Origin of the sequence: Paenibacillus gorillae (assembly GCF_000513275.1) — a bacterium.
GTDB classification, from domain to species: Bacteria; Bacillota; Bacilli; order Paenibacillales; family Paenibacillaceae; genus Pristimantibacillus; species Pristimantibacillus gorillae.
In genome coordinates, this window is record NZ_CBVJ010000097.1 from 38,817 (window position 1) to 52,643 (window position 13,827).

Consider the following 13,827-nt stretch of genomic DNA (forward strand, 5'->3'; position numbering starts at 1 on the left):
TTGCAGTTCTAACTTTTATAGTACCGGAGATTGGCTCACATCTACCCGACCTGACCTGAACTCATTTTAATCCAAATACTTATACTCAGTAAAAGCAGCCGCCTGTCCCCTGTACACGCCCGCATCGTCAATCAAATTCCAGACGATCGCATTCACGATGTAAAATCTCCGGCCTGACTGGGATATCCGGATGCCCGTATAATTGTCTACGAATCCGTTAGCCGTCACCTGTTCGAAGAAACGGTCGCGCTCGGCCCGCTCCATCGGTTCCGCCGTCAGACGGGACGGGGTTGAAGTAAGCTCCTCCCAGGTTATCTCCCACAACTGGAGCGCCGCCGCATTTCCATAATTCAATACCGGATCGGCTTCCGTTCCGTGAGACAATATGACAAATGGCGCCTCAAACAGCGCTTCGGACAAGCTGCCTTCCCCCTCTAGCGATGGCACCAGCTCTTTGCCCGTCCATTTCTTGAAGCTGCCCGCCAGCAGCCAGCTATGTGCTTCAGTTGCACCTACACCCGTTCTTTGTTTATCCATCCGAACACACTCCCTATACTTGATGCAGTGTACAGTCTGCAGCTGCAATCCAAGGTCTACTCTACATTCTATCCTAGTAATAAATGACGCTTGCTGCAAGAAATCCATGCAAGAAATGCATGCAAGAAAGCGACTCTAGCTGCTGCGTGCGAATGATTGCTAGTAAGTAAAAAAAAGATTCTGCATACAAAGACTGCAGAATCACAATAAGCATCTAACTAATAGATAACCCGCCAGCCGTTATCGCACTCAGCCGCTATCGTGCCGTATCGGCGGAAATAATCGGCAACCAGCTCAGCCGATTCCGCCATAATTTCCTTCACGACAGGTTTGCCCTGGAACATTTCGTAGTCGCCGCCACCGCTCGCCCGATAGTTGTTCATGACAACGCCGAAGCTGTCCTCATCCGCAACTGGTTCTCCACCACACTCCAGCTTGACGACCCGCTCCCCTACGGGACGCCTAATGTCCAGCTCGTAGGCAATCCCGGCCCACATATCGTAATTGTAATGCTGGGGCTTCGGCTCTATATAGGCCGGGTTCACGATCGGGCTGCCATCCCCTGCGAGCCGGAAATAATCAGCGGTCCGCTCAAGCGCCGCTCGGATATCGCGTCCAGACAGACGCAGCACAATCAGCGTATTGGGGAACATAAAGTTCGCCAGCACCTCCCGCATCGTCACGTTTGCGCCAAAGCCTGAGGGCTGCTCGCTAAGCAGCGCCGCAACCGACAGCTGGGCGCCCGAAGCCTCCAACTGCACCCGATGAATAAAGGATAGAAACGGATGATCCGCAAGCCGGCACGTCAGCGGATCGCCAACTGACATATCTCCAGTCACATAGCCAAGCGGCTGATCAAGCCAAATCTGCGTACCTGCCTCCGCCTTCTCCATCCCTTCCATTACCCGGGCGTCAGGAATCGTCCGCTCATCCGGAAGCAGCAGTTCACTTTGCTTCTCCTTTACGATCCATTTTCCATGCTCCAGCTCAAAAACAATTTCTACTTTCCCCAACGCTTGCCCGCCCGTACCAGGCTGGACGACAGTCACTCCTGCTATTTCAGTTGCAATAAGCCGATGCTGATGGCCGGTAATGAGCACGTCAATTCCAGCTTCCTTCGCCGCCTGGCACATCGCGTAGCCTTGATTTTCTCCCGTCAATCGTTCAGTCGGCTCGCCGCTCGCCAAATCCCGCTCCAACCCGCCGTGATAGGCAGCGATGATCACATCAGGCTGCTCCTCTTCCCGAATGCGAGTTGCCCAGCTCAGCAGCGAATCTAATGCATCATGAAAAACAAGGCCGGATATATGCTCCGGGTTTTCCCAGTTCGGAATGTAATGCGTCGTCACGCCCAGCAGCGCGGCTTTAATGGAGCCGCCGTTCAGCATTTTAATCAGATAAGGTTTGCCGAAAGCCGGTTCACCTGTTGTCTGATCTGCGATGCCTGCGGAGAACCACGGAAAGGCTGATTGGCCAATCGCTTTATCCAGAAGCTCTCTTCCGAAATTAAACTCATGATTGCCAAGTACCGCCGCATCATATTGAAGCTCATTCATCGCCGCAACGATGGGATGAATCTGAGCCTCACTACTCAGCCTGGACACATAATGGGCCAGAGGCGTTCCTTGCAGCGCATCGCCGTTGTCGATGAGCAGCAGTTCCGGCGCAGCTTCCCTTTCTTTTCTAATCATAGTACCCAGAGTTGCAAGCGAAGCCATTCTATGTGTACCCGTCCTATAATCTATAGGAACGATCTGTCCGTGTACATCGCTCGTCGCCAGAATCGTAAAACGATACAAGCCGCTGTCTGTCATTGTCCTATTCATTTTCCGCACCCTCTCCCAACTCCAGCTTAATGTCCATCAGGGACGCAACGTTAGTTTAACAGGACGCCTCCTATTTTTTAACGCCTGTCCCCTACATTTACAAATACTTATACCACCGTTTACGGACAGCTAATAAACTTTCCCTATAGTGAACAAGCAACCAAAAAACAAACTATTTCTGGAGGGTTTTGGAATTGAAAAAAATGACGGCAGTCGTATTATCACTGTTAGTATCCGTGTCCCTGTTGAGCGCTTGCGGCGCAAAAAACGATTCCCCGGCTAACAACGCTGCAAATGGCGGAGCGACAAATACACCTGAGGCCACTGAAGCTCCGAAACCGGAAGGCTATGCGCCAACAACGTTGACGGTACAATTCGTACCTTCGCAAAACGCCGACACGCTCGAAGCAAAAGCGAAGCCGCTTGAGAAGCTGCTCAGCGACAAGCTTGGCATTGACGTCAAAGTAAGCATCTCGACCGACTACAACACGATTATCGAGGCAATGGCTTCGAAAAAAATCGACGTCGGCTTCCTTCCTCCATCCGCATATGTATTGGCTAAGCAAAAAGGCGCAGCTGAAGTTATCCTTCAAGCGCAGCGTTTCGGCGTACAAGACGAGACTGGCGCTCCAACGGAAGATCTGGTCGACTTCTACAAATCGATGATTATCGTTAAAAAAGATTCGCCAATTAAAACCGTTGCCGATCTGAAAGGCAAAAAGATCGCTTACCAAAACGTTACTTCTTCCGCAGGCTACGTATGGCCGGCAGGCAAATTGCTGGAGAACGGCATTGATCCGCTGAAGGACGTTGTACCTGTAACGGTTAAAGGGCATGACCAAGGTGTTATCGCTGTATTAAACGGCGATGTCGATGCGGCAGCGATTTTCCAAGATGCACGCAACGTTGTAAGTAAAGACTATCCGAAGGTATTCGAAGATACTCGCGTACTTACGTTCACGGAGCCTATCCCTAACGATACAATTTCCGTTCGTTCCGACATGAGTGCAGAGTGGATCGCTAAGCTGCAGCAAGCTTTCATCGATATCGGCAATGATCCGGACGGCCACGCCATCATCAAAGAAATCTACTCGCACGAAGGCTATGTTAAATCCGATGACAGCATCTTCAACATCGTCCGCGAATACGGCGAAAAAGTAAAAACCGAGTAGACAGTTATTTATAAGGACGCTATAGACGCCAACCGATGACGGATTCAATCGCATAATCAGCTAGGCATTTAGCCAGTGTGGGCGCAGCCCGTGCTGGCTGTACTTTTTATGAAGCGAAAAGGAAGGATCCCCCTATGAAAATGATCGAAATCCGCAACGTATCCAAAGTTTATCCCAATGCGACCAAAGGCTTGAACCATATTAATCTGACGATTAATAAAGGGGAATTCATCGCCATTGTCGGCTTGTCGGGGGCCGGAAAATCAACCCTCCTCCGCTCAATCAACCGGCTGCATGACATAAGCGAAGGAGAAATTCTAATTAATGGCGCTTCCATTACGAAAGCCTCCGGGAAAAAGCTGCGTTTTATCCGCCGCGATATCGGCATGATCTTCCAAAGCTTTAATCTGGTCAAACGCTCCTCCGTTCTGCGGAATGTGCTTGCCGGACGGGTCGGCTACCGTTCCACTTGGCGGACGCTGCTGGGTTTGTTTCCGAAAAGCGATACCGAGCTTGCCTTCCAGGCGCTTGATCGCGTGAACATTGTGGAAAAAGCGTATGCCCGTGCAGACGAGCTGTCCGGCGGCCAGCAGCAGAGGGTCGCAATCGCCCGCGTGCTCGCGCAAGAAGCCAAAATCATACTAGCCGACGAGCCCGTTGCCTCACTTGACCCGCTCACGACGAAGCAGGTCATGGACGATTTGAAAAACATCAATCAAGAGCTGGGCATCACGACGATCGTCAATTTGCATTTTATCGACCTTGCGCGGGAATATGCGACGAGAATTATCGGGCTGCGCGCGGGCCAGGTTGTATTCGATGGGCCGGTGGAAGAAGCTACGGATGAGAAATTCGCCGAAATCTACGGTCGTCCAATCAAGCGGGACGAGCTGCTAGGGGAGCTTGAGGGATGAAAGCGAACACCGAACTGAAACGGCCTAAGCCGCCGGGAAGACTGAAGCTTTATATGACCGGAGCACTGCTTATCCTTCTGCTGTGGGGCAGCTTTATTCAGACGGAGGCCAACTTCGGCGAGCTGATCAGCGGATTGCCCAATATGATGGATTTGCTGCGGGAAATGTTCCCGCCAAAGTGGAGCTACTTTGAAAAAATCACAGATGCGATGCTGGAGACGATCCGCATGGCGCTCATCGGAACGACGGCTGGTGCGATTCTCGCTGTGCCGATAGCGCTGCTGTGCGCAAGCAATATGGTAGGCAGCGCATGGATTTTCTACCCGGTCCGGCTGCTGCTGAATCTCATTAGAACGATACCTGACCTGCTGCTTGCAGCTTTGTTTGTCGCGATCTTTGGCCTTGGGCCAGTGCCCGGCATCTTCGCCCTGACCGTGTTCTCCATCGGCCTTATTGCCAAGCTCACATATGAAGCGCTGGAGACGATCGATCACGGGCCGCTTGAAGCGATGACATCCGTTGGAGCGAACCGGCTGCAAAAGATTATTTTCGCCGTGATTCCGCAAATTCAGGCTCATTTCATGTCCTACACGCTGTACACGTTCGAGATTAATATCCGTGCCGCAGCGATTCTCGGCCTCGTCGGAGCCGGCGGTATCGGACATTATTATGAAGTGACGCTTGGTTTCCTCGAATACGACAAAACAAGCACCATCATTATTTTCACATTGGCTATCGTGCTCATTATCGATTTTGCAAGCACGAAGCTGCGGGAGAAGCTGCTATGAGGACAAATTCGAATCCAACAAACAAGACGATTCCTACAGTTCGAGCGGGCAAGTCATGGGATACCCTCGTTCCCAAACCGCGCAAAAACCGCTATCGCTGGCTCATTCTTGTTGCGCTTATAGCCGTCTATGCTTGGGCGCTTGCCGGCATTCCGTTCACCGGCTTTAAAGAAACGGCTGCTCAAATTACAAAAGCGATTATTAGCGGCATTTTCTCCCCCGACTGGGATTATGTCTATTTGCCTGACGGCGAGGACTTGCTGCGCGGCTTGCTGGATACGCTCGCCATTTCGATTGGCGGCACTTTTCTGTCTACGCTAATCTGCATTCCGTTCGCTTTCTGGTCGGCAACCAATATGAGCCGCTCCGGCGCGATATCGGGTTCAGGCAAGCTGCTGCTGAGCATCATCCGCACGTTCCCTGAGATCGTCATGGCTATTTTATTTATAAAAGCCGTTGGTCCAGGCTCCTTCGCCGGGGTGCTGGCGCTTGGCCTTCATTCCGTCGGGATGCTTGGCAAGCTGTTTGCCGATGAAATTGAAAATATTGACCGCGGCCCGTTAGAAGCGCTGACCGCAGCAGGAGCGAATCGTCTCCAATTGCTATGGTTCGCCGTTATTCCGCAGGTGCTGCCGGGCTTCCTGTCCTATACGCTGTACCGATTCGAGATTAATGTGCGCTCCGCCACCATTCTCGGCGTTATCGGGGCCGGCGGCATCGGAACCCCGCTGATCTTCGCGCTGAGCACACGCAATTGGGACCGCGTCGGCATTATTTTGCTCGGCATCATCGTTATGATTACCGCGATCGATGCGATCTCCGGCTTGATCCGCAAACGTCTAGTCTAGTCTAATAACCTCGTTTATCCCCTACCATAATGCGCCTTCTTCGAGCTGAGCTTGCAGTTTCAGTTCCTAGAAGGCCTCCCTATTCTATTGAAATTTGGATTTGATAGATTCGCCATTCTATGTTAACCTCAAGGTTGTTATATTTCTTTATGGAAAATATTATATTTCCATCCATTATTGTTCCAGGGGAGAGATAAACAGCTTTGTTTAATCGATTAAAAAGTTCTAAAGCCGCTCGTATCATTATGGTTGTCGTCATGCTATCGATTATTTTTCAACTCGTTGCACCAGGCTCATTCGAACCGCATTTGCAAGCAGAAGCGTCCTGCGGCAAAGATTGCAGCTACTATGACGTAATCGTCATCGGCAGCGAAATTCAAGGCGTTCTATTGGCGAAAGAAGTTCACAAAGCACGCAAAAGCGTTCTTATTCTTGATCCTCGCACTCAAACTGGAGGCGAGCTCATTCAAGGACAGATGCAGTTTCTGGATATCCCTAATGACCGGGAGAACAAAAGTATCGTGCAGGGAGAAATTAAATATCTATTTGACGCTTATAAGTCGGGAACCATTCGCAAATCACATGAATTCAATCAATATTTCAATCACTTAATCCGGGGAATTCCTATTGAGAAGGGCATTAAGATTCAGACAATCGAAACGGTGCCATTAGGCAAAGAAAAGTCTCTGAAATCAGTAACCTACAAAACGAAAGACGGCGTAACGCGTAAAGTGCAAGCGAACTACTGGGTCGAAAATACAGATTTCAACGCCCTTACAGGCCTGCTTGATCTTAAGCGGATACCGGGAATGGAAAGCCTTGTCTCTAAGAAGGATTCTACGCCAGAATATATGTCCGCAACGTTGATGATCAAGTTCAAAAACGTGGACTGGTCCAAGCTTCATAAGACGATTCTGAAGGATTATCCGCTGACGAACGTTCAGAAGAAGTACGGTCCGAACACCTATGTCGACTGGATGATTGCGACCGGCTTCGGAAATTTAATCAATCAGTACAAAACTACTGATTCGCAATTAGTGCTAAGAGGAATGAATACGCTCAATCAGAAGAACGGTTATGCCATTATGAATGCGCTGCTTATTTTTGACGTGGACCCGTCCAATCCGGAATCGGTTAAAGCGGCTATTGCCAAAGGGACGGCAGAGGCTCCGCATATTTTGAAATTTTTACGTCAGAACATTCCCGGCTTTGCCAAAGCCGAGCTCGACGGCTTTCCGGACTACCTCTACGTAAGAGATTATAACCGTTTTGAAACAGAGCATATTCTTCAGCAAAACGATCTAAAGACGAACACAATGTTTTGGGATAATGTGAGCATTGGCGGATATGGAATGGATCTGCAGGCTACTAAACGGATACCGACAGGAATCGGCTTTGGTTTAACGGACCGCTATGGCATGCCGATGCGTTCATTCCAGCTCAAAGCTTACGAGAATGTCATTGTAGCAGGTAAAAATGTAGGTGCATCGATTCAGGCTTACGGAAGCGCGAGAATTATGCCGAATACCGCTACGGCCGCTCAAACGATCGGCATCATTATCGGCCGTGAATCAGGCCACAAGCGGCTGAAGGAGCTTACGCCAGATGACTTCAAGCGAATTCATAAGTATTTGAAAAAAGATTTCAACATCGTTCTTGCCGGTTAATGTAATAGGCCGTAATTGGATTTAGAAAAAGGACCTCACTCCCCGCTGTTCAGCGGGTTGTGAGGTCCTTTCGCTTCATGCTGCTATTTTACTTGTACCGTAATCGTCTCGCTAAATGTCGAGCCTGCCGCATTGACTAACTCGCAGCGGTACACATACCGGCCCGGTGCTCTGCCTTCAATTGCCGTTACTGCTGTTTGCGCATTCGGGGTAGCTTCCTTCAGGCTTATCGTATCGATCAGTTTATCATTTTCGTATAGACGGTATTCCGCTGCATTCGTTCCCCACCACAGATTCATCGTCACGCTGTAGCTTCCGCTGCCGCTCCAATTGTTGTGGGACAATACCGCTTTACCCGGTGCAGCATCCGTTACATGAACAACATGCGGTGCGCTCGTCGTCGTTCCAAAACGGTTAGTCAGCTCCGCTACATAGATGTAGGTACCGTTCTTTTTGCCGGAAACGTCTGCCTGTACGGTTTGCGCTGCCGGGGAGTTATCCGTCACGCGCTTCGTGCTGATCAGCACGCCATTCTCATAGAGCTTGAATTCCGAGCCGTTGTTGCCCCACCATACATTCATAGTGACTGTATAGCTGCCGCCACGAAGGCCGCTTGCTTGCCCGTTATTGTCGGAAAGGACCGGCTTGGCAGGCGCTCCTGTTGCCTTCGGCGTTTCTGAAGCCGTAATACTGAAAGATGCATTGCCTTGTGCAGAATGCCCGGCAAAATCCGTCACTGTATACGCTAGTGTATGGGTGCCAGTGCCCAAAGTTGCTGCATTCAGTGATTGGCCGCTACCAATTGCTTTTCCATCAAGCAGCAAGCTCTCGGAAGCAATACCGGATTGCGCGTCTGTTCCTTTTAATTCAAAAATCAGCTGAGCCGTATCTGTTACATCGCTAACTGCTCCGCCGTTTTGTGTCAGCACTGCAGTTGGTGCTGTCAAATCAATCTTCACTTCCAAAGCATGCGGCGATTCTTCATTGCCAGCCGCATCAACCGAATAATAGCGAAGTGTGTGAACACCTTCGGTGCCGATTGCAATTGGACCATTGTAAAGCGCTGCACTGCCTCCGTCAATCGTATAGTACGTTTTAATAGTGCCTGCTTGATCGTCAACTGCCTTCAATGTGACCGTCACTGCTTCCTTATGCCAGCCGTTTGCTCCGGAAGCCGGTTCAGCCGACAACGTTGCTGTCGTCACCGGAGCGGCGTTATCCGCTTGATGATGGAAATCGCTGATGCCTCTAGGTTTAAGCTGATATACGCCTTTGAAAATAGCGGCTACGCCGGTAATATCAACAACATCGCCTTCTGCGTAAGGGAAGTTCGCAAGCGTCAATCCTGTACGGACATCAACCCGAACATGGTTGCTCACATTTCCTTTTACAGCGTCAAATTCAAAAGAACCGGCAGGCGCTGCTGTAATAATATTGCTGATTTTCACATCGGTGAGTTGAATAAGCTGCCCTTGCAGGCCATCGGTAATAGCGCCGACTTGGGCTGCCGCTGGAAGCGAAGCTGTTCCTGTCTTCTCAATGGCAGCAACATCAGCCAGCTCCAGTTCAGTATTGTACAACGCGAGCGGTGCGGTAACCTTCACAACGTCACCTTGGTGGAAGCCGCTTTGTAATTGGAAGACATAAATGCCGCCCGTAGCGTCTTGCAGGTAGAACGCCTGGCCGCCAAATGCGCCCGGCTCTGTCGTTACGACGCCTTCAACCGTAACCGTCTTACCTTCTGCTTTGCCCCGTGCTTCCGCTACTGTAATTTTCGCCGGAATGGGGCCTTCTTCTACGGGGAGCGGTTCTGCTGGTACATTTGCGATAGACACTGTATTGGTGATCAAGTTGGTTCCGTTCAAGCGGAGACGCAGGCTGGCCGTATTACTGACCGTTCCCGCTTTAATCCGTACCGTGAGGTCCTTGACAGCACGTCCCTTGCTATCCGCGGTAACGCTGAAATTTGAGCTGTAGCCATATGCCGTCGGCCAAGTGCCGTCATCCTTTTGGAACAATGCGACTTGCGTACCGCCGGTCAAATAAATACCTGCGCTAAAGCCTGATACCGTTGTATTGGGAGCCAAATTCGTTACAACAACCCGAATCTGGAAGTCTTGCGCATTCGGAAGCTGCGCCTGGTTTACGAAGCTGTAAGCTGCCGGGGCACTAGCTGTCGGACCGCCATAAGAGCCCGGTTTGAACGTTGAACTGTCATACCATTTGTAGCCTGCTGCCGGCGCGGACCATGGCTCTGCCTGTGGCTCTGTCGACAAAGCCGGCGTTTCCATCGAAAGCAGCGCTGTCGGCTGATCGAGCTGCAAGCCAGCCACTTGCTCCAAGCTTGTAAAGCTCTCTTTCTTCGAGAGCCAGTTAATCACATTAACGAGCAGAACTCCGTCGTTTTGTTCTTTAAAACCGTCGTATGTCGTTTTCTTAGCGCCTGTCTCTTCGCGCAAATATTTCGGAGTTGCATCTTCAACCGGCGAGGAGTCACCGATAAAAGCGGCCTTGCCTGCGCCCTTTTTTGGCTACAGCCACATAAGGTCCTTCTGCAACACCGCCGCCATTGTAGACGCCTTGGTCAACCGCGCTGCCCCAAGCTGCATTCGTTTGCGGGAGGTATACGATGCCTTTGGCTTTCGTCGGATCAGTGATTGCAAGCGTCGATCCGGCGTGCATCGCTACGGTGTTCACACCCTGTGTAATGCCGAAAGCTTGGTTAGGTGCTACGATGTTGTTCGCATTAATATCTCCCAGCGCGTTATAACGGAAGCGGACGCCGAAGTTGTCGCTCAGCCAATCGGAGCTGACTACACCCTGCATAGCTGCAGAGTTTCTCTCCTCAGCGCTCATGCCTTTAGCCGGATCGGTCCAAGCTCCGCGGCGGTAGCCGTTGATGGCTTCCGAGCCGTCCCAGCGATTTTTGTTACGGTCCGCGTTATAATGATCGCCGATGAAGAAAATGCTGCCGCCGCCTTGCACATATTGCTCCATGGCAGCCTGCTCGCTTTGCTTGAACGGTATATTGGGTTCAGCGATAACGAATACGTCATAATCCTTCAAGTCATCCAAGTTGAAAGGCGAAGCTTTGCGCAGCTCTTTGACATAGTAGCCGTCTGCAGCAAGCGCTTGTCCAAAGTCGGAAAAGCCGCCGTCAATCACCCAGTCCGCTGCACCCGCTGTTTGGGCGTGCGTATTGTCGAACAGCACTTTTTTGCCTGCATTTCCATTCACAACTTTTGCTTCAATATACGGCGCCGGGTCGACCGGCCCTTCTGCATGTACCGTTTCATAGCTGCGGATTAATCCGGATTGAATCGACAGTACGAGTGATAACAGGATCGCCAGCTTGACACCTTTCTTCTTAAAAAACTCCAGACCTCTCATCCCATGCCTCCTAATTTTCGATAGACGTAGTTTGATTCCGCCAATAGTTTAGCACGATATTTTTGGCAGAAGTGATAGGTTATTGTAAAGGCCAAGCTGGCGCTGAAATACCCAATTTACGACAAAAAGCGACTCGTTACAATCGGACTATCCTGTTAAAGTCCATAGTCCCTGACCTCTGTATCGAAAGGCTCACTCGAGCGAAGCAGGTTCGCAATTTAGCGAACCTTTCTTCGCTGCAAGCTGCCAGTTAATCACGCCGTAGAGGTACAACGAACTAAAATTCGCTATTCGTGAACCAAGGTTCACGGATAGCGAATTTTAGTTCGCAAATGCCACTATCTTCCACTGCTGATACATCCACAGCGAAATTCGCTTCGCTATTTTGCGAAGCTGCTTCGCTCGCGGGCTCTGACTGCGCCGAGTTCGCCGAGTTCAGCGACTTTCTTACATCTCGGCTTCGCTATTTGCGAAGCTGCTTCCCTTGCGGCTGTGGCCGCCCAGTTCGGCAGCGTGCATATCAGCTTCGCTATTTGCGAAGCCATTATTATTTCAACAATAGGAGTCCGCGTTGACTCCGCAAATCCTCACACAGCAAAAAAGCAGCCCCTCGCGAGGCTGCTCCATCTTTTACAATACTCGTTGCATATTACTGTACCCGGTCGAAGCTACGTTTTTTCGTTCCCCTCATTCGGCGGGGCAAGCGAAGAATCATCGGACTCATCCGCAGGTACGAATTCCTCGCTCTCCTCCCGGGAATCGACCTCTCCCTCCAGCACAAAATTATTATCACTACTGCTGCCAGCGGGGACTAATGTTTTTCCCGCCTTCCTTAAGGTGAAAAAGACGATAATTAACGCTAGCATCCCAACAAGCGTGAGAGGTATCATCGCTAGAAGCACATCATTCGTTGCGTTCATGCCGAAGGGGAAGACAATCAAGGCAGCGGCTGATACGAATGTAAAGAAACGTCTCCTGCCTCTAACGCTGTAGGCTAACCCCACATTACCCTCTTGCAAAGCATGCTTATGAAGTTTCGATAAGAAGCTGTCCAGCATAAGCAGCAACGCTAGCATGACTGCCCCCGAATAAAATAAGCTGGGCAGTGAAAATACGACTTCATTAGTGGTTAGTTGAATACCGTTGCTTGACCAGAATGGCAGCAGCTCACTCAACGAAGCAATTGCCAATATAATTGCAAATGGCTTCGCTTTGCGATAATCGCTATAGTAGTTCTCTAGCGACTGAATACCGCTCCAAATCATGCAATAGCCGATAAAATCAGGTGAAATATCGAAAAAGCCGAGACGAATATCCACTATTGTCAGCAAGAGTCCCCAGCTCATCCGGTAAAAGGCTCTACTCACGGCTGTCGCCTCCTTCCCTCGACTTCACGTAGGAACGAAGGTCGCTTCCATATAGCTGTGGCTGCATATAAAAAATTTGATCTCCCAATGAGCCGCCCTTCTCGTCCCAATAATTAATTCGGACGATAAAAGCTTGGAATCTTCTTTCATCCTTTTTTGGCAGGCTAAAAGTGTAGGTTACATGAAAGCCTGCTCTTTTTTCAGTTGAATCGGAAATGCAGCTGTGTCAGCAGCATCAATTCCATTCGCTTTTACGTCCAGTATCCCCTGGAGCATTTCGGGAAAACTATAATCGACAGCTGCAATTGTTAGATCTCGAGTCGTTGTATAGCTGGCTGATCCGGTCCCGTCCGATGAGGCATGAACCGACTGCTGCTCCAAAGCCTGCTCCTCTCTGCGATCCGGATACACGATGATTTTGCCGATCGATACCGTTTCATTCTCTCTGCCAGTTGTATAGTGCACCTTCAACTGATCAATCGTTAGCGGCTCTTTCAGCTGCTCCATTTCCTCTTTAATGACAGGTGAGACGATTGCTTCCTTCAACTGCAGCCGTCCTTGCTCATCGCGTGTTCGTGTATGCTCTACCCGTAACAGTTGCCCATTTGGCAGCTCAAAATATGCGACTTCTCTGCGATCATCCTTATTCATCACATAGTATAGGCTTGTATGCTGGAACAACGATGCCGACGTCTCATAATAGTGCTGCAGAAAAACCGGCTGCTCCAGCTTTTGCATTTTATAATACCAAAGGTTCCCGCCCCATGAAGCAGCTATGACTAGCAATAACAGAACCAATCCATATTTCCGCATCTTCCCTTCCTTTCCGTTTTTCAACATTTTTATATTTAAGATTAGACGCTGGAAAAAGATATTGGTTTCATAATTAGCCAAATTTATCCGAAACCAGAAATCGAAAAAATGCCATTTACAATCCTGAAAAGGTGTGCTATCTTTATTTCCACAGTTATCGAAATAATGACGCAGCAAAAAAGGTGAGGAACGATGGGAGCAGCTAGCGAGGAAGTACGTCAAGCCGTAAAAGTTTACAAAGCACTAGGAGAACCTACCCGGATTAATATCGCTCTTCTGCTTATGGATGAGAAAAATTTGTGCTGCTCGGATATCGGGAGCAAGCTCGAAAAGGTGGCAGGCTCAACCCTGTCTCATCATTTGAAGCAGTTGACGGAATGCGGGCTCCTTAATACGCGCAAAGACGGCACCTACATCTACTACAGCATAAACCGCGAGCTGGCGCGGAGATATGCCCCTTATTTGCTGGAGTAATTTTTTTTCGTTGTTATTTCTATATATTTAG

At 49.9% G+C, this 13,827-nt stretch carries 10 protein-coding genes and 1 pseudogene; 6 read left to right on the forward strand and 5 right to left on the reverse strand.

All coding sequences use genetic code 11. The annotated features are described in order from the left end of the window. Window positions 1–66: 66 nt before the first annotated feature. Complete coding sequence (locus TY10_RS17875; RefSeq protein ID WP_042166342.1) at window positions 67–537, reverse strand: MEKHLA domain-containing protein; 471 nt, start codon at window positions 535–537, stop codon at window positions 67–69. 218 nt (window positions 538–755) lie between these two features. After that, the gene (locus TY10_RS17880; protein ID WP_042166344.1) at window positions 756–2,363 is read right to left on the reverse strand and encodes a bifunctional metallophosphatase/5'-nucleotidase; all 1,608 of its coding nucleotides are present in this window, start codon (window positions 2,361–2,363) and stop codon (window positions 756–758) included. A gap of 194 nt (window positions 2,364–2,557) precedes the next feature. On the opposite strand from TY10_RS17880, the gene TY10_RS17885 reads away from it, so the two are divergent. The 5 genes from TY10_RS17885 (at window position 2,558) to TY10_RS17905 (ending at window position 7,752) form a co-directional block, all read left to right on the forward strand. Further along, window positions 2,558–3,535 carry a phosphate/phosphite/phosphonate ABC transporter substrate-binding protein gene (locus TY10_RS17885; RefSeq protein WP_420329418.1) on the forward strand — a complete coding sequence of 326 codons (978 nt, stop codon included), beginning with the start codon at window positions 2,558–2,560 and terminating at the stop codon, window positions 3,533–3,535. A 140-nt stretch (window positions 3,536–3,675) separates the two neighbouring features. Beyond that, window positions 3,676–4,449: a phosphonate ABC transporter ATP-binding protein gene (phnC, locus tag TY10_RS17890; RefSeq protein ID WP_042166446.1), complete on the forward strand. Its 774-nt coding sequence runs from the start codon at window positions 3,676–3,678 to the stop codon at window positions 4,447–4,449. Next, window positions 4,446–5,237, forward strand: coding sequence for a phosphonate ABC transporter, permease protein PhnE (phnE, locus tag TY10_RS17895; protein WP_042166347.1), 792 nt, complete (start codon window positions 4,446–4,448; stop codon window positions 5,235–5,237). The genes phnC and phnE (TY10_RS17895) overlap by 4 nt, the downstream gene beginning before the upstream one ends. Next, on the forward strand, window positions 5,234–6,085 hold the full coding sequence (phnE, locus tag TY10_RS17900; RefSeq protein WP_081735349.1) for a phosphonate ABC transporter, permease protein PhnE: 852 nt from the start codon (window positions 5,234–5,236) through the stop codon (window positions 6,083–6,085). Before phnE (TY10_RS17895) ends, phnE (TY10_RS17900) begins: the two co-directional genes overlap by 4 nt. 203 nt (window positions 6,086–6,288) lie before the next feature. Then, complete coding sequence (locus TY10_RS17905; RefSeq protein WP_238327760.1) at window positions 6,289–7,752, forward strand: FAD-dependent oxidoreductase; 1,464 nt, start codon at window positions 6,289–6,291, stop codon at window positions 7,750–7,752. Between the two features lie 83 nt (window positions 7,753–7,835). Here TY10_RS17905 and TY10_RS17910 read toward each other — a convergent pair. From TY10_RS17910 to TY10_RS17920, 3 genes and pseudogenes are all read right to left on the reverse strand, one after another. Next, window positions 7,836–11,142: pseudogene (locus tag TY10_RS17910) on the reverse strand (OmpL47-type beta-barrel domain-containing protein). A 668-nt stretch (window positions 11,143–11,810) separates the two neighbouring features. After that, window positions 11,811–12,509, reverse strand: coding sequence for a hypothetical protein (locus tag TY10_RS29005; protein ID WP_155985936.1), 699 nt, complete (start codon window positions 12,507–12,509; stop codon window positions 11,811–11,813). Window positions 12,510–12,686: 177 nt separating this feature from the next. Next, on the reverse strand, window positions 12,687–13,322 hold the full coding sequence (locus TY10_RS17920) for a hypothetical protein (protein WP_042166349.1): 636 nt from the start codon (window positions 13,320–13,322) through the stop codon (window positions 12,687–12,689). Window positions 13,323–13,514: 192 nt separating this feature from the next. Between TY10_RS17920 and TY10_RS17925 the strand changes: the two genes are divergently transcribed. After that, the gene (locus tag TY10_RS17925) at window positions 13,515–13,796 is read left to right on the forward strand and encodes an ArsR/SmtB family transcription factor (RefSeq protein ID WP_042166351.1); all 282 of its coding nucleotides are present in this window, start codon (window positions 13,515–13,517) and stop codon (window positions 13,794–13,796) included. Window positions 13,797–13,827 lie beyond the last annotated feature (31 nt).